This is a genomic window from Streptomyces sp. NPDC021749 (genome assembly GCF_040640655.1).
In the GTDB taxonomy this organism is placed as follows: Bacteria; Actinomycetota; Actinomycetes; order Streptomycetales; family Streptomycetaceae; genus Streptomyces.
This window is the reverse complement of sequence record NZ_JBFACE010000042.1, coordinates 39,452-59,343: the sequence shown is the minus strand read 5'-3', so window position 1 is coordinate 59,343 and position 19,892 is coordinate 39,452. Positions and strand designations below refer to the sequence as shown.

The following is a 19,892-nucleotide window of genomic DNA, read 5'->3' as shown; positions in this document are numbered from 1 at the left end:
CTCCCCCACTGCCTGAAGGGCGCGGGGGAGCAGCGGCGAGCACGCCCCGCGGCGGGACGGCCGGGTACGTGGGAGGCGCCGCAAACACGGGCATGCTGTAGGCGTGCTGAAGCGCAGACGCTTTCTCACGTTGTCCGCCGTGGGCGCCTGCGGGCTCTCGGGACCAGCGGCGTACGGGGCCGAGGATCCGTACGCACTGTTACGGCGCCGCTGGTGCGAGCTCTCGCTCGGGACCGGGTTCGACCCGGACGCCCCGCCGTACGCGGCCGTGCTCCAGGAGACCGGCACCCTCGCCGCCGAGTTCCTGGCGAGCATGCGGCCGGCCGCAGGCTCGTTGTGGCCGGACTGCCCGTACGACCCGCCCTCCGGCATCACCAAGAGCTACGGCCGGCTGAACACGATGGCCCAGGCGTGTGCCCAGCCCGGGACCGGGCACACCGGTGACCCCGACCTCGCCGAAGCCGTCCGCCGCGGCCTCGCGCATCTGGACGACACGGTCTACCACCCCGGCACCACCCGTTACGGCAACTGGTGGGAGTGGCAGATCGGTAGCCCCCGGCTTCTCCTCGACGCGCTCGCGGTCGTGGAAGAGCGCCTGCCGGGCGGGCTGCCCGAGGAGTTGCGAGGGCGCTGTCTCGCCGCCGTCGACCACTTCGTCCCGGACACCATGCTCGGCGACTACACCGGCACCAGCACCGGCGCCAACCGCGTCGACCTGTGCCGGGTGGTCGCCCTGCGCGGCATCCTCGGCCGGGCGCCCGCCAAGATCGCACTGGCCCGGGACGCCCTCTCGCCGGTCTTCCCGTACGTCAGCGAGGGCGACGGGCTCTACGCCGACGGCTCGTTCGTGCAGCACACCTGGGTCGCCTACTCCGGCACCTACGGCTATGTGCTGCTGGACGGGCTGGGGCGGCTGTTCGCGCTGCTCGACGGGTCGGCGTGGGAGGTCACCGATCCACGGCGGCAGATCGTCCTGGACAGCGTGACGCACGCCTACGCGCCGCTGCTGCACGACGGGTTGATGATGGACAGCGTCAACGGCCGTGCCATCAGCCGCGGTTACCTCCGCACCGACGAGCGGAGGGTGCTGCGCAGCGACCACTACCACGGGCATGCGCTGATCGCCGCCATCGCGCTGCTCGGCGAGAGCGCGAGCCCCGCCGAGCGGGACCGCTGGTACGCGATGGTCAAGGGCTGGATCGCCCGCGACCGCACCCTCCCGGTGCTCACCGACCGGCAGTACGGCGTCGCCGACCTCGCCCGGCTGCGGAAGATCGCCGACGGGCCCGGGCCGCTCCCCGCCGAGCCCGTCGGCCACCGGCTCTTCGCGGCCATGGACCGCGCCGTGCACCGCCGCCCCGGCTGGGTCGCGAACGTGGCCATGTGCTCCGACCGGATCACGTACTACGAGAACGGCAACGGTGAGAACCGGCGCGGCTGGCACACCGGTGCGGGGATGACGTACTGGTGGGGCGCGGACGTCGGCGGTGACCAGTACACGGATGCCTTCTGGCCGACCGTCGATCCGTACCGGCTGCCCGGCACGACGGTCTCCACCAAGCGGCTCGCGGACAACGAGGGCGGCGGGTGGGGGGAGCCGAAGCCCGACGTCCGGTGGGTGGGCGGTACCCACGACGGGGAATTCGGCGTCCTCGGGCAGCATCTGCGGGGGCTGTCGTCGACGCTGACGGCCCGGAAGTCCTGGTTCGCGCTCGCGGACTGCGTGGTCTGTCTGGGCGCGGGGATCACCGCGCGGGACGGCGTGGCCGTCGAGACCGTCGTCGACAACCGGTGCCTGGGGGAGTACGGCACGGCCGCGCTCACCGTGGACGGCGTGCGGCAGCCCGGCACGCCCGGCCGCCGCACCGCCTTCCGCCGCGCCCGTTGGGCCCATCTCGCGGGGCACGGCGGCTACGTCTTCCCCGGCGGCGCCCGCCTGCACACGCTGCGCGAGGCCCGTACCGGCTCCTGGCACGACATCAACACCACCTCGTCGTCGCAGCCGTTCACCCGGCGGTATGTCACGTTGTGGTGCGATCACGGGATCGATCCGGTCGAGGCCCGTTATGCGTATCTGCTGATGCCGGGGGCCCTCGCGCGGGCCGTCGCGGCGCGGGCCGCCGACCCGCACTGGCTGACGGTGCTTGCCAACGACGCGGGCCGCCAGGCGATCGCCGTCCACCCGCTCGGCGTAACGGCCGCGAACTTCTGGCGGGCGGGGCGTGCGGGGCCGCTGTGCAGCAGTGGTCCGGTGAGCGTGCTGGTACGTGAGGGACCGGGCGGGCGGACCGCCCGGCTGTGTGTCGCGGCCCCCGTGCGGACCGGTGATCCGGTGGAGATCACCTGGTCGAGACCGGTGCGCGCGGTGCTCGACCGGGATCCGGCGATCGAGGTGCGGCAGAGCGGGCGGGGCCTGCGGCTGCGGGTCCGGCCCGGTACGGTCTGCGCCACCCACCGCTGCACCGTGCGGCTGCGCTGACCTGCGCCGGGGCCCGTTCGGCCCGGTTCGCGGGCCACCGGTCACCACAACATCATCCGGCGCCCGTTTGTCGGGCCCATACAGAGCAAGGGCGTCCCGGCCACCCGAACGGGGGTCGGGACGCGGGCCGCGTACAGGACGGTTCTGTACTGCCTGCCCACCAAAACGCATGTGACGTTGTACGAAACCGACATCGGTGTGCGGCGCCCCGCACACGTACCGTCGATACATGACCACTGTCGAAGATCTGCCCGCCGGCGCCAACGACGCCCGCGGGCGCGTCGCCGAGCTGCACGCCATCCGCGAGCAGGTCCGGCGCGGACCCAGTGAGCGGGCGACCGAGGCCCAGCGTGCCAAGGGCAAGCTGACGGCGCGCGAGCGGATCGAGCTGCTGCTGGACGAGGATTCGTTCAACGAGGTCGAGCCGCTGCGCCGGCACCGGGCGACGGGCTTCGGTCTGGAGGCGAAGAAGCCGTACACCGACGGTGTGATCACCGGGTGGGGCACGGTCCACGGCCGCACGGTGTTCGTCTACGCGCACGACTTCCGGATCTTCGGCGGTGCGCTCGGCGAGGCGCACGCCACGAAGATCCACAAGATCATGGACATGGCCATCCAGGCCGGTGCCCCGCTGGTGTCGCTCAACGACGGCGCGGGTGCCCGCATCCAGGAGGGTGTCTCGGCGCTGGCCGGCTACGGCGGCATCTTCCAGCGCAACACCAAGGCCTCCGGGGTCATCCCGCAGATCTCGGTCATGCTCGGCCCGTGCGCGGGCGGCGCGGCCTATTCGCCGGCGCTGACGGACTTCGTGTTCATGGTCCGCGAGACCTCCCAGATGTTCATCACCGGCCCGGACGTGGTGCGTGCGGTGACCGGTGAGGAGATCACCCAGAACGGCCTGGGCGGCGCCGATGTGCACGCCGAGACCTCCGGTGTCTGCCACTTCGCCTACGACGACGAGCAGACCTGCCTGGAGGAGGTCCGCTACCTGCTGTCGCTGCTGCCGGCGAACAACCGGGAGAACCCGCCGGCGGTGCCGTGCGAGGACCCCGCCGACCGCTCCGGTGACGCGCTGCTGGACCTGGTGCCGGCCGACGGCAACCGCCCCTACGACATGCGCAAGGTCATCGAGGAGATCGTCGACGACGGCGAGTTCCTGGAGGTCCACGAGCGCTGGGCGACCAACATCATCTGCGCGCTGAGCCGCTTCGACGGCAAGGTGGTCGGCATCATCGCCAACCAGCCGCAGTCGCTGGCCGGTGTGCTGGACATCGAGGCGTCCGAGAAGGCCGCCCGCTTCGTCCAGATGTGCGACGCCTTCAACATCCCGATCGTCACCCTGCTCGACGTGCCCGGCTTCCTGCCCGGCGTCGACCAGGAGCACGGCGGCATCATCCGGCACGGCGCCAAGCTGCTGTACGCGTACTGCAACGCCACCGTCCCGCGCATCTCCATCGTGCTGCGCAAGGCCTACGGCGGCGCCTACATCGTCATGGACTCCCAGTCGATCGGCGCCGACCTGACCTACGCCTGGCCGACCAACGAGATCGCGGTGATGGGCGCGGAGGGCGCGGCCAACGTCATCTTCCGCAAGCAGATCGCCGAGGCCGACGACTCCGAGGCCATGCGCACCCGCATGGTCAAGGAGTACAAGTCCGAGCTGATGCACCCGTACTACGCGGCCGAGCGCGGTCTGGTCGACGACGTCATCGACCCCGCCGACACCCGTCAGACCCTCATCCGGGCCCTGGACATGCTGCGCACCAAGCACGCCGACCTCCCGGCCCGCAAGCACGGCAACCCGCCCCAGTAATCCATCTGGCACCCGCGATTCACCGACGACGCGACGACGGAGAAGAAGACACCGTGAACCCTGCCCACCGCACCGCCCCGATCCGCGTGGAGAAGGGCCAGGCCAGCGAGGAAGAGCTCGCCGCCCTGACCGCCGTCCTGCTGGCCCGCGCCGCGCACCGCCCGGCCGCCGCCGCGACCGGCCCGCGCGCCACCGCCGCCCGCTGGCGCCGCCTGGAGCGCCAGACCGGCTTCCACGGCGCGACCAGCTGGCAGCGCTGACCGCGCACCTACGCATACGGAAGGGCCCGGCTGCGGGGCCCTTCCCGTTTTTCCGTTCCCGTTTCAACTTACTTGTGAACAAAGCGAGTTGACGTCACATCGGTACCGCTGCGTCCGGGTATTCCGATTCGGCAGCAGGCGTCCGAATCAAGGCGTAGGTTCGCCCCAATCCTGCGGAGCAGAGCTGGTCAAGGGGAGATTCCCGTGCTGGCATGCGCTCGTCATCCCCACTCCTGGTGTTCCCGCGCCGCGGGCCTAGGACGACCGGAAGGAAAGAGCCCATGCTCAGCACGCTCAGTGCTGGTGCCGCAGTGGCATCGTTGCTCCTCGCCGGATCGGCATCCCCCACCACACCAGCTCGGTTCGGCGACGACCCGCCGACCGGCAAGATCACGATAACCGTCGCCACGGTCAACGGATCGGGCTGCAGACCCGGCAGCGCCGCGGTGGCCATCGCCCCCGACAACACCGCCTTCACCGTCACCTACAGCGAGTACCTCGCCCAGGCGGGCGGCAGCAGCAAGCCCACCGACGCCCGCAAGAACTGCCAGATCGCCCTGAACGTCCACGTCCCGCAGGGCTTCACCTACGCCATCGCCCGAGCCGACTACCGCGGCTACGCCTCGCTGGCCCCCGGCGCCAAGGGCCTGGAGCAGGCGAACTACTACTTCCAGGGCCAGCAGCAGACGGCCCGCAAGAGCCACAGCTTCACCGGCCCCTACGACACCAACTGGCAGACCTCGGACGAGACCGACATCGACGCCCTCGTCTACGCGCCCTGCGGCGAGGAACGCTACTTCAACATCAACACCGAGCTGAGGGTGGACGGCAAGTCGGCCGACCCCAAGGCCACCAGCTTCATGGCCATGGACTCCACCGACGGCAGCATCAACACCGTGTACCACTTCGCCTGGAAGCAGTGCCCGGCTCGTAAGTAGCCGCCCGCGGCCGGCGCCCGCACAACGGCCCGCAGAGCTGCCGAAGGCCCCCGCATCACGCGATGTGGGGGCCTTCCGGCGGGTGCGGCGTACGGGCACGGGGAGCCGGTACGCGGCGGCGCTAGCGCAGGCGCGCCATGAGGGCGTGCTCGACGAGCGTGATGAGCGCGCTCTTGGCCTCGCTGCGGTGCCGGGCGTCGGTCGTGATGATCGGGGCGTCCGGGCCGATCTGGAGGGCCTCACGGACCTCGTCGGGCGTGTACGGCTGGTGGCCGTCGAAGCCGTTGAGGGCGATGACGAACGGCAGGCCGCTGTTCTCGAAGTAGTCGACGGCCGGGAAGCAGTCCGCCAGGCGGCGGGTGTCGACCAGGACGACGGCGCCGATGGCACCGCGGACCAGGTCGTCCCACATGAACCAGAAGCGGTCCTGGCCCGGCGTACCGAAGAGGTACAGGATCAGGTCCTGGTCCAGCGTGATCCGGCCGAAGTCCATCGCCACGGTCGTGGTCGTCTTGTCCGGCGCGTGCGTGAGGTCGTCGATCCCCGCGGAGGCGGAGGTCATCACGGCTTCGGTACGCAGCGGATTGATCTCTGAGACGGCCCCGACGAACGTGGTCTTGCCCACGCCGAAGCCGCCCGCCACCACGATCTTCGCGGAGGTGGTGGAGCGGGCTGCACCGCTAGAGCTTGCGAAGTCCACTGAGCACCCTTTCGAGCAGTGTCACATCTGGCTGTCCGCCGGCGGTCTCGTCCCCGCCGGGCTGATGGATGGCGACGAGCCCGGCCTCCGCCAGGTCGGCGACGAGGATTCGGGCGACGCCGAGGGGGATGGAGAGGAGGGCCGAGATCTCGGCCACCGATTTGATCTCGCGGCAGAGGTGGCAGATGCGCTGGTGCTCCGGCAGCTGGCCCTGCAGCTTGGCCGGGTCGGCGGTCGTGCTGACCAGTGCCTCGATGGCGAGCTGGTAGCGCGGCCGGGTCCGGCCACCGGTCATGGCGTACGGGCGCACGAGCGGATTGTTCGCCCCGGTGGGGGCGGGCTCGGGCTTCCGCGGCGGCTGCACCGGCTGGATGCGCGGTGCCTGCGGCTGGTCGTACACCGACGGCTCGTACGGCTGGGAGTCGTACGGCCCCGGCTGCGGCGGCTGGGGCCGCTGCGGCCGGCGGCTGGGCGCAGACGGGAAGTTGAAGCGGTTGTGATGGGTCTCGCCCACAGGTCCGGGCTGCTGCCCGGAACCGTACGGGTATCCGCTGGGGGGCGTTGCCACGTCTCCTCCTCCAACTTGCCTGTCTGACGCCGGTCGCGCCACCGAACCATAAGACGCGGCGGCGGGAAACGCACTGCCTGTTTGCTAGTTGAGAAGACTGCCCTGGAGTTCGGCGCGCAGGTCGGGCGTCAGCACCGTGCCCGCGCGGTCGACCAGCAGGGCCATCTCGTAGCCGACCAGGCCGATGTCGCACTCGGGGTGCGCGAGCACGGCCAGCGACGATCCGTCGGAGACGGACATGATGAAGAGGAAACCGCGTTCCATCTCCACCACGGTCTGGTTCACGCTCCCGCCCTCGAAGATGCGGGACGCGCCGGAGGTCAGCGAGGTCAGCCCGGAGGCCACCGCCGCCAACTGGTCGGCGCGGTCACGGGGGAAGCCTTCGGACATCGCGAGAAGGAGTCCGTCCGCGGAGACCACGACCGTGTGGGACACCCCGGGGGTGTTGTCCACGAAGTTGGTGATCAACCAGTTCAGATTCTGCGCCGCCTGGCTCATCGGGCTCACACTAACGCTCCTGATCGTAGGTGCTGCCGGGGCCGAAGCCCTGTTGGTCATTCTGGGGGACCCCGGAGGGGTCCGTGCCGACGCTGCGTCCCTGCTGGACGCCGCGGCGCAGGTTGCTCAACCTGCCGCGGACGTCCTCCGGGGCGCGGGAGACCTGGGGGCCGCCCTGCGGGGTCTGCTCCGCGGAACCCTCGACCAGGTTGGCCTTGGGCACCCGGCGGGGAAGACCGGAGGCTGTGACTCCGCCCGCCTTCGGCTCGCGCAGCCGCTCCGCCCGCTCCCAGCGCTCGTCGTTGGAGCTGCGCCAGTCGGAGCCGTCCTGGCCGGTCTCCGGCGCGCTCCGCGGCTGCTGAACCGGCTGTGCCTGCTGGTCGCGGCCTCCGCGGCGCGGAAGGCCGGCGTCCGTCAGCGGGTGCGGGTCGCTCGGTGTGGGGCCCGGACGCTCGAATGGTACGCGCTCGGACGCGTCAGCGGGAGCGGCAGTTGCATTCCGGTCAGATTCCGCTTCGGTCCCGAAGTAGCCCTCGAATGCGTGGCGTTCGGACCATTCGTCCGGCTGTGCCGGTTCGTGCGAGACGTATGGCTGCTGGCCGGTGGTCTCCGGGAAGCCCGGATCGCCGAAGGCCTGGCCGCCGTGCGAGCGGTCGTCGTAGAGCGGTTGATCAGCTTCCGGATAGCCCGGGGCGGGGTGGCCCTGGTAGCCGGTGGCGGACGTCGCCGGGTCGCGGAAGAGCGGACTGCTCGCCTCCGGCCCCTCGGCCGGACGCTCGCCTCCGGTGGCCTGCGCCTCCAGCGCGGCCCGGCGCTCCTCGCGCATCAGCGAGCGGCCGACCATGTCCAGCTCCGCGGCGTCCGTGCGGGCGTAGCGGCTGTCGTCGAAGCCCAGCTCGGCGGCGGTGCGCTGGTGGCCCTCGTAGGCGCCCTGCTGGTGCTCGGGGACGATCCGGGACACCGTGAAGTCGTCCTCGAACTGCTCGTCGCCGCCACCGCCGTGGGTGATCGCCTCGGGCAGCATGACCAGGGACGTGGTGCCCGCCTGCTCGCCGGAGGGGCGCAGCTGCACCCGGATCCCGTGCCGGTCGGCCAGCCGGCCGACCACGAACAGGCCCATGCGCTGGGAGATCGCGGCGTCCACGCTCGGCGGGTTCGCCAGCTTGTGGTTGATGTCCGCGAAGTCCTCGGGGGTCAGCCCGATGCCCTTGTCGTGGATCTCGATCATCACCCGGCCGTCGGGCAGCCGGGTCGCGGTCACCCGCACCTTGGTCTGCGGCGAGGAGAAGGTGGTGGCGTTCTCCAGCAGCTCGGAGAGCAGGTGCACGAGGTCGGTCACGGCGGTGCCGTGGATCTCGCTCTCCGGCACTCCGGTGAGGTCTATTCGCTCGTACGACTCGACCTCACTGATCGCCGCCCGCAGGACGTCGACCAGCGGCACCGGCTGGTTCCACCGGCGGCCCGGCTCCTCGCCGGCGAGGATGAGGAGGTTCTCGCCGTTGCGGCGCATGCGGGTGGCCAGGTGGTCGAGCCGGAAGAGGCTCTCCAGCTGGTCCGGGTCCGCCTCGTTGTTCTCCAGGTCGGTGATCAGCTCCAGTTGACGCTCGATCAGGCCCTGATTACGGCTGGAGAGGTTGGTGAAGATCGCGTTGACGTTGCCCCGCAGCAGCGCCTGCTCGGCGGCCAGCCGGACGGCCTCGCGGTGCACCTGGTCGAAGGCCCGGGCGACCTCGCCGATCTCGTCGGTGGTGGCGATCGGGATCGGGGTGACGCGGGTGTCCACCCGGCCCGGGGCGGTCCGGGAGAGCTGGTCGACCAGCATCGGCAGCCGCTGCTCGGCCACCCCGAAGGCGGCGTTGCGCAGCTGGCGCATGTTGCGGCTCATCCGGCGGGCCATCAGACCGGCCACCACGAACGCGATGATCAGTGCGGCGAGCACGATCGCGGAGTCGACGAAGGTGGCCTGCTTGGCGTCCGCGGAGATCTGCGCGGCCTCGTTCACGGCCTTGTCGGCCAGGTCCTTCTCGATGGACCGGTACATGTTGAACTTGCCGGTTGCGGCCGCGAAGTAGCTGTCGGAGGTGACGCCCTTCAGGCTCAGCGTCTCCGGCGCCGCGCCGGTCCCGATCCAGGCGGACATCTGGTCGATCGTCGGCGGGGTGCGGAACGGCCGGTTCGCGGCCTGCGCCTGCTGCTTTGCCTGTGCGATCTTCTGCTGTGCGGCCTGCTTGAGCGCGGCGGCGTCCTTCTTCAGCCGCTCGACGTCCTCGGGGGTGCCGCCGGAGGTGTACTCGCCGATGGCGATGCCCTCCAGGTAGCGGTACGACGCGAAGGCGGTCAGCTGGAGCTTGTGCTCCTTGCCGCCCTGCGGGGTCGCCGGGTCGACCAGCAGGTGGGTGCCGATCGAGCGCTCCAGCGACTCGGCCGCCTTGGCCAGCGCCACGGCGTAGACGGTGCGGCCGTAAGAGGTGATGTTGCCGGTGCCCAGGCCGAGTTCGTTGGCGAACTCCATCAGCGGGTGCTGGACCTCGACGTAGCCCTCCTCGGTCTGCACGCCGTGCAGCTTGGAGGTGTACGCGGCCTGGCGCAGCTGCTGAAGCTTGGGCTCGACCTTCTCGAACGAGGCGAGCCGGCGCTGCAGGCCCGGCTTGTCCGGCATGGCCTTGGCGGCCTTGTGGAAGGCGTCGGCGGCGGCGTCGGTGTTGTCCCGGGCCTGCTGGACGACCGGGTCGTCCTTCTTGCCCTCCAGCAGCGGCGCCGCGGTGCGGTCGCGTTCGTCGATCAGGGCGGTGCTGTAGGACAGCGCGGCACGCACGAGCTTCGCGGTGTTCTCCGCGTCCTGCGCCTCCTGCCAGGTGGCGAACGAGGTGTTCACCCGCAGGCCACCGAGGACCAGCGCGAGCAGCACGGGGATCAGCAGGATGGCGTTCAGCCGGGTGGCCACCCGCCAGTTGCGCGGGGAGTACTTGCTGCCGCTGACCGGAGGCTTCGCGACCGTGTCTTCGGGCGCGTCGGAAGCCGGTACGCCACCTCTCGGTGGCGGGGTGAAGTTGCCCCGCCGCGGTTCCTGCGGCTCGGGGCTCGACGTGCTTCGCCTCACTCGACCAACAACCTCTCGGCGGCCGGCACTACCTGCTGTGCCGTTTCTTCTGGGCTTTCCTACTCCGGAGTTCAGCGAATTTCAGCACGTCAGGGCGGTGCGTTCCAAACACTGAGCAAAGCCGGAGCAGCCCCGGAAGGCCCTCAGATAAAAGGGGCGTTAAGGGTGAGGTGCGGCAAAACGAAGGCGATTCGTGAGCGCAGCGAAGCCGGGCATGCGCGTGCGGTGTCGAAACCGCGGGGATTCACTGTCGAAACGTTATGAAGCGAATTTGTGGGCGTGTCGAAGGACACAGATCCCTTCGCGGATGGCGGGGCGCGGCCCTGGGCAGGGCGGCGCCCCCCAAAAGATTCAACTGCCGGGTTTCCCCCTACAGATGACGAACCGGAGCGGTGACCGGTTCCTACTGCAGCCGGGCCATCAGGGCGTGCTCGACGAGCGTGATGAGCGCGCTCTTGGCCTCGCTGCGGTGCCGGGCGTCGGTCGTGATGATCGGGGTGCCGGGACCGATCTGCAGCGCCTCACGCACTTCGTCGGGCGTGTAGGGCTGGTGCCCCTCGAAGCCGTTGAGGGCGATGACGAACGGCAGGCCGCTGTTCTCGAAGTAGTCGACGGCCGGGAAGCAGTCCGCCAGGCGGCGGGTGTCGACCAGGACGACGGCGCCGATGGCACCGCGGACCAGGTCGTCCCACATGAACCAGAAGCGGTCCTGGCCCGGCGTACCGAAGAGGTACAGGATCAGGTCCTGGTCCAGCGTGATCCGGCCGAAGTCCATCGCCACGGTCGTCGTGGTCTTGTCCTGCACGTGGCTGAGGTCGTCGATCCCCGCCGACGCGGAGGTCATCACGGCCTCCGTGCGCAGCGGGTTGATCTCCGAGACGGCCCCGACGAACGTGGTCTTGCCCACGCCGAAGCCGCCCGCCACCACGATCTTCGCAGACGTGGTGGCGCGGGCCGGGCTCCCGTCGAAGCCGCTGTCAGAGCTTGCGAAGTCCACTGAGCACCCTCTCCAGCAAGGTCACGTCCGGCGTACCGCCGGCCTCGCCGCTGCCACCGGGCTGGTGGATCGCCACCATCCCGGCCTCTGCCAGGTCCGCGACGAGGATCCGCGCCACGCCCAGCGGTATCTGCAGCAGCGCGGAGACCTCGGCGACCGACTTCACCTCACGGCACAGGTGGCAGATCCGCTGGTGCTCGGGCAGCAGCCCGGGCAGCTGGGCGGGGTCGGCGGTCGTGCTGACCAGTGCCTCTATGGCGAGCTGGTAGCGCGGCCGGGTCCGGCCTCCGGTCATGGCGTACGGGCGCACCAGCGGCTGGTCACCTTCGCTCCCGTACGGCGCTTGGCTGTAGGCGCCGTACGGGCCGGAAGTGGCAGGTGGCGGGGTCATGGGGTCCTCCGGACGGGACAGCGCGCGCTGTCGTCGGGTTGGGCCGGTGGGGGGTGCGGCACGAATGGATGGTGTGGTGCTGGACGGGGTGGCGCTGCGGACGCCGTCAGTTCAGCAGGCTGCCCTGGAGTTCGGCGCGCAGGTCGGGCGTCAGCACCGTGCCCGCGCGGTCGACCAGCAGGGCCATCTCGTAGCCGACCAGGCCGATGTCGCACTCGGGGTGCGCGAGCACGGCCAGCGACGATCCGTCGGAGACGGACATGATGAAGAGGAAACCTCGCTCCATCTCCACCACGGTCTGGTTCACGCTCCCGCCCTCGAAGATGCGGGACGCGCCGGAGGTCAGCGAGGTCAGCCCGGAGGCCACCGCCGCCAACTGGTCGGCGCGGTCACGGGGGAAGCCCTCGGACATGGCGAGGAGCAGTCCGTCCGCGGAGACCACCACCGTGTGCGACACCCCGGGGGTGTTGTCCACGAAGTTGGTGATCAACCAGTTCAGGTTCTGCGCCGCCTGGCTCATCGGACTCAACTAACGCTCCTGCTGGTGAGTGGGATCGACAATGCCGTGGTTGCCGGTGGACGACGTCCCGGCCTGCCGGCCCTGCTGGATACCGCGACGGAGATTGGTCAGCCGGCCGCGCACATCGCTGGGCGCGCGGGAGACCTGCGGACCGCTCTGGGGGGCCTGCTGCTGTTGCGCGGTGCCCGCGACGAGGTTGGCGCGCGGCACCCGGCGGGGCAGTCCGGAGGTGGTGACGCCGCCCGAGGCCGGCTGGCGGATCTGCTCCGCCTGCCGCCAGGTCTCGTCGTTCGGCGAGCTGCGCCACTGGGCGGCGGCGTCGGCCCGCTCCGGGTTGCGTACGCCGTTGTCCTGCGGGCCGTCGGACGCAGCCGGGGACGCCGCGGACCCGCGGCGCGGCAGCCGCGGCGCCTCCGGCTCCTCGGCGCCCTGCGGCGGCACACCGGCGGCGGCGGACGCCGGGTGGCTGAACCAGTCGGACTCGATCGTGTCGAAGATCGGCGTACGGCCGTCACCGGGACCGGCATCGGCGCCGCCGAGCACGTCCGGCTCCGGCGCCCGGCCGTTCTGCGCCCCGGCCACCGGGAACTGGCCGGTGCCCTGCGGGTCGTCGGCATACCCGGCCCGGTCCGCGTCCGGCTGCTGCAGCTGACCGACGTCGAGCTGCCCGGTCTCGTACGGGTCGGCCTCGGCGGCGGGCTGCGCGTAGTGGTCCGTCGGGTACTGGCCGGTGTCGTAACGGTCCGCCGGGTACTGGCCCGTGTCGTACCGGTCCGGTTCGCGCTCCGGGGCCTTGGCGGCGGGCGGCGGGGCGTTGAAGTCGGGACGGGCGAAGGCGGTGGTGTCGGCGGGGTCGTCCGCCGGTGCGGGCCGCTCGAAGCTGCCGGTGGTCTCCGGCTCCTCGTGGCCGCGCGGCCGGTCCTGCGCCTCGCGGGGCGCCAGCGGCCAGTCGTCGTCGCCGCGCTCGCGGCGGGCACCCCAGCTCGTACCGCCCTGCTGCTGCCGACCGCCGAACGCGTCCTGGCCACCGCGGCCGCCGGCCGGGGCACCGCCCGGCAGTTCGGCGGCCGGACCGCGGGACGGCAGTTCCGCCCGCTCCTCGCGGCGCGGCGCACCGGTGGGCGGGGCGACGGTCGGCGCGGGGCCGCCCGTGGGGCCGTTCTCCACACCGCGGGTGGGCAGCGCGGGGCGCGCACCGCCGGACCGCGGGGCGGGCGGACGGGCGTCGCCACCCGGGGCCGGGGCGCCGGATGCGCCGCCGGCGGGCGCGGGACGCCCGGGCGGGGAGCCGAAGGCGTTCGGGGCGCCACCGGGACCGCCGCGGCCGGGCAGCGCGGGACGGCCGCCGGCACCCGGGCCGGAGTTGACCTGGCCGCGCGGCTGGAGCCCGGCGAGCCGGCTGGACGGCGCACCGCCGCCCTCGCCGGGGCCGCCCTTGGCGGTGCTCGGTGCCGGCTTCTTGCCGCCCTGGGCCACGTCGACCGGCAGCATGACCAGTGCGGTGGTGCCGCCGGAGTCGGACGGCCGGAGCTGGATGCGGATGCCGTGCCGCAGGGACAGCCGGCCGACCACGAACAGACCCATCCGGCGGGAGACCGAGACGTCCACGGTCGGCGGGCTCGCCAGCCGCTCGTTGATCGCCGAGAGGTCTTCGGGGGACAGGCCGATACCGGTGTCGTGGATCTCGACCAGCACCCGGCCGTCGGGCAGCGCGTGACCGGTGACCTTGACCTTGGTCTGCGGGGAGGAGAACGAGGTGGCGTTCTCCAGCAGCTCGGCGAGCAGGTGCACGAGGTCGTTGACGACCCGGCCGGCGACCTCGGTCTGCGGGACCGCGTTGAGCTCGATGCGCTCGTACTGCTCCACCTCGGAGGCGGCGGCACGGAGCACGTCGACCAGCGGCACCGGGCGGGTCCACCGGCGGCCCGGCTCCTCACCCGCGAGGACCAGGAGGTTCTCGCCGTTACGGCGCATACGGGTCGCGAGGTGGTCGAGCTTGAAGAGCGAGGAGAGCTGGTCCGGGTCGGCCTCGCGGGACTCCAGTTCGGAGATCAGCGAGAGCTGACGCTGGATCAGACCCTGGGAGCGGCGCGAGAGGTTGGTGAACATCGCGTTGACGTTGCCCCGCAGCAGCGCCTGCTCGGAGGCGAGGCGGACCGCCTCGCGGTGCACGTCGTCGAAGGCCGCGGCCACCCGGCCGATCTCGTCCCGGCTGTGCACACCGACCGACTCGACGGAGGTGTCCACGTCCTGCGGGTCGGACTCGGACAGCTGCTTGACCAGCTCGGGCAGCCGGTCCTGGGCGACCTTCTGCGCGGTGTCCTGCAGCCGGCGCAGCGAGCGGACCATGGAGCGGGCCACGACGAACGCGCCGACCAGCGAGACGCCGAGGACGAGCAGGATCACCGCACCGTTGAGGAGCGCGTCCCGGGTGGCCTCGTTGCGCAGCTCGCGGGACTTCTGCTCCATCTCGGACAGCAGCGTGGTCTCGATCCGCGACATCTCGTCGATCTTGACGGTGTCGGAGTCGTACCAGTCGAGGTAGCGGTAGTCCTGGCTGCGGATGCCGGAGCCGCTGGCGAAGGCGCGGTGGGAGAAGGCGGCCGCGGCCTTGATCTCGTCGTTGTTGCCGTCCAGACCGCGGGTGAGCGCGCCGGCGTTGTTGGCGTAGATCTGCGAGAACCGGTCCCGGGCCGCCTTCTCGCTGATCTCGGCGTTGCGGCCGGCCTGCCGGTCGTTGGCGGACAACTCCGGGCCGCCCTTGTGGGCGAGACCGGCACTGATCAGGGCGCGCTGGATCGACGCGTACTCCTTGGCCGACGAGAACGCCGCCAGCGCACGGGTACTGCGGATCATCTCCGGGTTGCTGGTCGCCTGCGCCATGTCCTGGGAGAGCGACAGCAGCGAGTTGATCAGCTGGTTGTAGCTGGTGACGGTCCGCGCGGTGTTGCCGTCGTCCTGGTAGGCGTTGGCGCGGATCTCGTTGAGGGTGTTGAGCTGGCGGCCGATCTCCAGGATGGTCGCCCGGACGCCGGCCATCGTGGCGTCGTCGCCCTGGATGTCGCCGGTGGCCTGGTTGAACGAGAGCTTGGCGCGGTCGGTCGCCTCACGGGGCGCGACGACGTTCGCGTCGTCCTTGGCGTTGCCGCTGCCGGCCAGCGGACCGGCCGACTTGTCCCGCTCGACCTGCAGCGCGTCGGCGAGCTCGGTCGCCTGCCGGGTCATCTCGGTGAGCAGCTGCATCTTGTCGAGCTGGTCGATGTTGTCCAGCTGCGTGGCGATACGCATGCCGCCGAGCGTGGTGGCGGCGACGACGGGCAGCGCGAGCAGGGAGACCAGTCGGGTGCTGATACGCCAGTTGCGCATCGCCATGCGCGAACCGGGCCCGTTCGCGGTCTGCGCACCCTTGGGCGCACCGGAGTCCGCGGCGTCACCGCCCGGCGCCTGGCCGCCGCGGTCGGTCGGCGCGAGGCCGCCCGCCGGGTTGCTGCGGTCGCGCTGGGGCGAGGAGGCGCGGTCGGTCCCGCCGCGCAGCTCCGGGTCCGCCGCAGCGCTGCCATCCCTCTTGAAACGTCCCTGCACTAGCGTCGCAACCTCTGGACCAGGCGTCCCACCTCGGCGGGACGGTGTCGAGTCGTACGGGAGACCGTGAATCCCCCATGGCGGTCGTGAATGACCGGCGGGCTGCCCCCTCTGGCCGAGAGAGCGGCACCACCGCGCGGCGCCACCTTGCGCCCTGCGCGCCGGCTGAAACGTGCGGCGGTCCGTGGAATTCCAGCACAGTGCCGGATCTCCAACAAGAGCGGAGCGGGCGGCTGTGACATGGATGACGCAATGTATGGACCACGTCACGACTTGTAGAGGAACCGGCTGGAGATAACGGACTTTTACCCGCGAGTCGCATGCCCCCGAAGGCTGTCCCAGGTGCGGTGATCGGGAGCGGAACGTTCGCTTCAATCCGCCATTGTCCGATTCGCCCAAGGATGTTGATCAAGAGAAATGCGGCTTTTGTCGCACGGCTCGTGAGCAAACTCACAGGAAGATCGTTGAGTTCCCCATCACTTCGCGGGGAATAGCGCGCATAGCCTGACGCTTTACACAGTTGCCGGAACTGACAAGACAGGTTTCCGCAACGGCTTTTCCACCGGCCGATCACCAGCATTCGACCCACACGAGGCATACCGAAGTGAAGACGACGATGATGTTCCGCAACATAGCCAACCCGCGGCGCACCACCCTGGCCCACCTCAAGGACGCCGACGAACTCGGCACCACCCTCCCCGAGGCACCGGAGCACACCGTCGATCTCCCGGCTCAGACCGCCAACCCCCGGCGCACCGTCCTGATGGACGTCCCCGAGCAGACCGTCACGGCCTGATCACGCGGCCGAGGGGCAGCAGCCGCGTACCGCCCGGGCACCAACAGGTGAGCGCGCGCCCAAAAAGGGGCGATAGCCTGGAGTGTCAACTCCGGTCAATGATCACTGAGGGGCAGCGGCACCCGTGCGCATCGCCAGATTCTCCATCGACGGCAACGTCGGCTTCGGCGTCCTCGAAGGCGACGAACTCGACGTCATCAAGGGTCATCCCTTCGCGGAATTCGAGCGCTCGGGCCAGAAGGTTCCCCTCGACAAGGTCCGGCTGCTGCCCCCCGTCCTGCCCAACAAGGTCGTCTGCGTGGGCCGCAACTACGCCGAACACGCCGCCGAGCTGGGCAATGCCGTCCCCGACGTGCCGGTCACCTTCTTCAAGCCGTCCACCTCGGTGATCGGCCCTGGCGACCCCATCGCCTACCCCTCCTTCTCCCAGGAGGTGCACCACGAGGCGGAGCTCGCCGTCGTCATCGGACGGATGTGCCGCGAGGTGCCCCGCGAACGCGCCAAGGACGTCATCCTCGGCTACACCTGCGCCAACGACGTCACCGCGCGCGACGTCCAGCAGCGCGAGACGCAGTGGGCCCGGGCCAAGGGCTTCGACGGCTCCTGCCCGCTCGGCCCCTGGGTCGAGACCGGCCTGGACCCCGCCGACGTCGCCGCCGGCCTCGCGATCCAGTGCACGGTCAACGGCGAACAGCGCCAGCTCGGCCGCACCAGCGACATGGTCCGCCCGATCGAGGACCTGATCGTCCACATCACCGAGGCGATGACCCTGCTCCCCGGCGACGTCATCCTCACGGGCACCCCGGCCGGGGTCGGCCCCCTCAACGTCGGCGACGAGGTCGCCGTCACCATCGAAGGCATCGGCACTCTCACCAACAAGGTGATCAAGCGTGGCTAACGCGACCCCCGTCCGCGTCCGTTTCTGTCCCTCCCCGACCGGTAACCCCCATGTCGGCCTGATCCGCACCGCCCTGTTCAACTGGGCCTACGCGCGGCACCACAAGGGCACCCTGGTCTTCCGGATCGAGGACACCGACGCGGCCCGCGACTCCGAGGAGTCCTACAACCAGCTGCTGGACTCCTTCCACTGGCTCGGCTTCGACTGGGACGAGGGCCCCGAGGTCGGCGGCCCGCACGCGCCGTACCGCCAGTCCCAGCGGATGGACCTCTACAAGGACATCGCCGAGAAGCTGCTCGCCGCCGGCTACGCGTACCCCTGCTACTGCACCACCGAGGAGCTCGACGAGCGCCGCGAGGCCGCCCGCAAGGCCGGCAAGCCCTCCGGTTACGACGGCACCTGCCGCGAGCTGACCGACGAGCAGAAGGCCGCCTACGAGGCCGAGGGCCGCGCCTCGATCGTCCGCTTCCGGATGCCCGACGAGCCGATCACCTTCACCGACCTGGTCCGCGGCGAGCTGACCTTCACGCCGGACAACGTCCCGGACTACGGCATCGTCCGGGCCAACGGCGCGCCCCTCTACACCCTCGTCAACCCGGTCGACGACGCCCTGATGGGCATCACCCACGTCCTGCGCGGCGAGGACCTGCTCTCCTCCACCCCCCGCCAGATCGCCCTCTACAAGGCGCTGATCGAGCTGGGCATCGCCTCGGCGATCCCCGAGTTCGGCCACCTGCCCTACGTCATGGGCGAGGGCAACAAGAAGCTCTCCAAGCGCGACCCGCAGGCCTCGCTCAACCTCTACCGCGAGCGCGGCTTCCTGCCCGAGGGCCTGCTCAACTACCTCGCGCTGCTCGGCTGGTCGTTCTCCGCCGACCAGGACATCTTCTCGGTGTCCGAACTGATCGAGAAGTTCGAGATCGCGGACGTCAACGCCAACCCGGCCCGCTTCGACCTGAAGAAGGCCGAGGCGATCAACGCCGACCACATCCGGCAGCTGGACGTCGAGGACTTCATCAAGCGGTGCGAGCCCTGGCTGAAGGCCCCGTTCGCCAACTGGGAGCCGGCGGACTTCGACGAGGCGGCCTGGCGCGCGATCGCCCCGCACGCCCAGACCCGCCTCACGGTCCTGTCCGACATCACCGCGAACGTCGACTTCCTGTTCCGCAAGGAGCCGGTGGAGGACGAGGCGTCCTGGACCAAGGCCATGAAGGGCGACCCGGTCGCCCTGCTCACCACCGCCCGGGCCAAGCTCGCCGCCGCCGACTGGAACGCCGGCCCCGAGCCCCTCAAGCAGGCCGTCCTGGCCGCCGGCGAGGAGCACGGCCTCAAGCTCGGCAAGGCCCAGGCCCCGGTCCGGGTCGCGGTCACCGGCCGCACGGTCGGCCTGCCGCTCTTCGAGTCGCTCGAAGTCCTCGGCAAGGAGCGCACCATCGCGCGCATCGACGCCGCGCTGGCCAAGCTGGCCGGCTGACCTCCCCACGGGCGCCCGAGGGCCCGGAAGCCGTCCCGGCTTCCGGGCCCTCGGTATATGCCCCCCCTGGTGCGGCCCAGGAGCGTTAGATTGCCGTCATGCCCCTCCGCGCCGTCCTGTGGGACATCGACGACACCCTCTTCGACTACACCGGCTCGGACCGCGCCGGTGCGCTGCGGCACCTGCGCGCCGAAGGACTGCTGGCCGAGTACGGCGGGGAAGAGGCGGCGCTGACGCGGTGGCGCGCGGCCATGGAGACCGAGTTCGCCCGCTTCCTCGCCGGTGAGCTGGGATTCCTCGAACACCGCAGGGAGCGGGCCAGGACGTTCCTGGGCGTCGCGCTGAGCGACGAGGAGGCGGACGCCTGGTTCGCGCGGTACATCGCGCACTACGAGGCGTCCTGGGTGCTCTTCCCGGACTCCGAGCCCGCGCTGACGGCACTGGCGCCCCTGCTCCGGCAGGCCGTGCTCTCCAATTCCTCCGTCGCCAACCAGGAGCGCAAGCTGACCAGGCTGGGCATCCGCGCCCACTTCGAGGCGGTGCTGTGCGCGGACGAGCTGGGGCACGCCAAGCCCGCGGCACAGGCCTTCCACGGCGCCTGTGCCGCGCTGGGCCTCGGGCCCGAGGAGGTGGTCTACATCGGCGACAAGCTCGACGTCGATGCACTCGGAGCCCGGGACGCCGGGCTGGGCGCCGTCTGGCTGGACCGCACGGGTGCCGGCGGCGAGCCGCCGGCCGGGGTGCGGCGGATCGCGAGCCTGGCGGAGCTGCCCGAGCTGTTGCACGGGGTTATCGGTTTTGGAGCCCCGTCCACGATCAGGTAATGTTCTTCCTGCGCCGCCCGAGAGGGCCGAGAGGCCCGGCCGGGAAGCGTAAGT

General features: G+C 70.9%; 16 protein-coding genes. 8 read left to right on the top strand and 8 right to left on the bottom strand.

Features of this window, described 5'->3' with window-relative positions:
- The first annotated feature begins 139 nt into the window (after window positions 1–139).
- From AB0G35_RS30820 to AB0G35_RS30805, 4 genes are all read left to right on the top strand, one after another.
- Window positions 140–2,479 (top strand): polysaccharide lyase 8 family protein, encoded by a 2,340-nt coding sequence (locus AB0G35_RS30820; protein WP_360956282.1) that lies wholly within the window; start codon window positions 140–142, stop codon window positions 2,477–2,479.
- A gap of 229 nt (window positions 2,480–2,708) precedes the next feature.
- The gene (locus AB0G35_RS30815; protein ID WP_360956262.1) at window positions 2,709–4,292 is read left to right on the top strand and encodes an acyl-CoA carboxylase subunit beta; all 1,584 of its coding nucleotides are present in this window, start codon (window positions 2,709–2,711) and stop codon (window positions 4,290–4,292) included.
- 53 nt (window positions 4,293–4,345) lie between these two features.
- Complete coding sequence (locus AB0G35_RS30810) at window positions 4,346–4,552, top strand: acyl-CoA carboxylase epsilon subunit (protein ID WP_360956260.1); 207 nt, start codon at window positions 4,346–4,348, stop codon at window positions 4,550–4,552.
- 281 nt (window positions 4,553–4,833) lie between these two features.
- Complete coding sequence (locus AB0G35_RS30805) at window positions 4,834–5,490, top strand: DUF4360 domain-containing protein (protein WP_360956258.1); 657 nt, start codon at window positions 4,834–4,836, stop codon at window positions 5,488–5,490.
- A 121-nt stretch (window positions 5,491–5,611) separates the two neighbouring features.
- Here AB0G35_RS30805 and AB0G35_RS30800 read toward each other — a convergent pair whose 3' ends face one another.
- From AB0G35_RS30800 to AB0G35_RS30765, 8 genes are all read right to left on the bottom strand, one after another.
- Window positions 5,612–6,190, bottom strand: coding sequence for an ATP/GTP-binding protein (locus AB0G35_RS30800; protein WP_073447656.1), 579 nt, complete (start codon window positions 6,188–6,190; stop codon window positions 5,612–5,614).
- Window positions 6,171–6,758 (bottom strand): DUF742 domain-containing protein, encoded by a 588-nt coding sequence (locus AB0G35_RS30795; RefSeq protein ID WP_360956256.1) that lies wholly within the window; start codon window positions 6,756–6,758, stop codon window positions 6,171–6,173. Before AB0G35_RS30795 ends, AB0G35_RS30800 begins: the two co-directional genes overlap by 20 nt.
- 84 nt (window positions 6,759–6,842) lie before the next feature.
- On the bottom strand, window positions 6,843–7,256 hold the full coding sequence (locus AB0G35_RS30790; protein ID WP_018087204.1) for a roadblock/LC7 domain-containing protein: 414 nt from the start codon (window positions 7,254–7,256) through the stop codon (window positions 6,843–6,845).
- Window positions 7,257–7,266: 10 nt separating this feature from the next.
- Window positions 7,267–10,356 carry a nitrate- and nitrite sensing domain-containing protein gene (locus AB0G35_RS30785; RefSeq protein ID WP_360956254.1) on the bottom strand — a complete coding sequence of 1,030 codons (3,090 nt, stop codon included), beginning with the start codon at window positions 10,354–10,356 and terminating at the stop codon, window positions 7,267–7,269.
- Between the two features lie 403 nt (window positions 10,357–10,759).
- On the bottom strand, window positions 10,760–11,353 hold the full coding sequence (locus AB0G35_RS30780) for an ATP/GTP-binding protein (protein WP_360956252.1): 594 nt from the start codon (window positions 11,351–11,353) through the stop codon (window positions 10,760–10,762).
- A complete protein-coding gene (locus AB0G35_RS30775; protein WP_360956250.1) occupies window positions 11,334–11,744 on the bottom strand; it encodes a DUF742 domain-containing protein in 411 nt (136 codons plus the stop codon). Before AB0G35_RS30775 ends, AB0G35_RS30780 begins: the two co-directional genes overlap by 20 nt.
- A 106-nt stretch (window positions 11,745–11,850) precedes the next feature.
- Window positions 11,851–12,264, bottom strand: a complete 414-nt coding sequence (locus tag AB0G35_RS30770; protein ID WP_018087204.1) for a roadblock/LC7 domain-containing protein — start codon at window positions 12,262–12,264, stop codon at window positions 11,851–11,853.
- 9 nt (window positions 12,265–12,273) lie between these two features.
- Window positions 12,274–15,846, bottom strand: coding sequence for a nitrate- and nitrite sensing domain-containing protein (locus AB0G35_RS30765; RefSeq protein ID WP_360956248.1), 3,573 nt, complete (start codon window positions 15,844–15,846; stop codon window positions 12,274–12,276).
- A gap of 604 nt (window positions 15,847–16,450) precedes the next feature.
- Here AB0G35_RS30765 and AB0G35_RS30760 point away from each other — a divergent pair.
- From AB0G35_RS30760 to AB0G35_RS30745, 4 genes are all read left to right on the top strand, one after another.
- Window positions 16,451–16,642: a hypothetical protein gene (locus AB0G35_RS30760; RefSeq protein ID WP_360956246.1), complete on the top strand. Its 192-nt coding sequence runs from the start codon at window positions 16,451–16,453 to the stop codon at window positions 16,640–16,642.
- Between the two features lie 124 nt (window positions 16,643–16,766).
- On the top strand, window positions 16,767–17,540 hold the full coding sequence (locus AB0G35_RS30755; RefSeq protein WP_360956244.1) for a fumarylacetoacetate hydrolase family protein: 774 nt from the start codon (window positions 16,767–16,769) through the stop codon (window positions 17,538–17,540).
- Window positions 17,533–19,014: a glutamate--tRNA ligase gene (gene gltX, locus AB0G35_RS30750; protein WP_360956242.1), complete on the top strand. Its 1,482-nt coding sequence runs from the start codon at window positions 17,533–17,535 to the stop codon at window positions 19,012–19,014. The genes AB0G35_RS30755 and gltX overlap by 8 nt, the downstream gene beginning before the upstream one ends.
- Window positions 19,015–19,112: 98 nt before the next feature.
- Window positions 19,113–19,838: an HAD family hydrolase gene (locus AB0G35_RS30745; RefSeq protein WP_360956240.1), complete on the top strand. Its 726-nt coding sequence runs from the start codon at window positions 19,113–19,115 to the stop codon at window positions 19,836–19,838.
- Window positions 19,839–19,892 lie beyond the last annotated feature (54 nt).

Excerpts from the sequence above, each read along its gene's own strand:
- AB0G35_RS30815 (WP_360956262.1), top strand. The coding sequence starts at position 2,709 with ATGACCACTGTCGAAGATCTGCCCGCCGGCGCCAACGACGCCCGCGGG.
- AB0G35_RS30805 (WP_360956258.1), top strand. The coding sequence starts at position 4,834 with ATGCTCAGCACGCTCAGTGCTGGTGCCGCAGTGGCATCGTTGCTCCTC.
- AB0G35_RS30790 (WP_018087204.1), bottom strand. The coding sequence starts at position 7,256 with ATGAGCCAGGCGGCGCAGAATCTGAACTGGTTGATCACCAACTTCGTG.
- AB0G35_RS30775 (WP_360956250.1), bottom strand. The coding sequence starts at position 11,744 with ATGACCCCGCCACCTGCCACTTCCGGCCCGTACGGCGCCTACAGCCAA.
- AB0G35_RS30770 (WP_018087204.1), bottom strand. The coding sequence starts at position 12,264 with ATGAGCCAGGCGGCGCAGAACCTGAACTGGTTGATCACCAACTTCGTG.
- AB0G35_RS30745 (WP_360956240.1), top strand. The coding sequence starts at position 19,113 with ATGCCCCTCCGCGCCGTCCTGTGGGACATCGACGACACCCTCTTCGAC.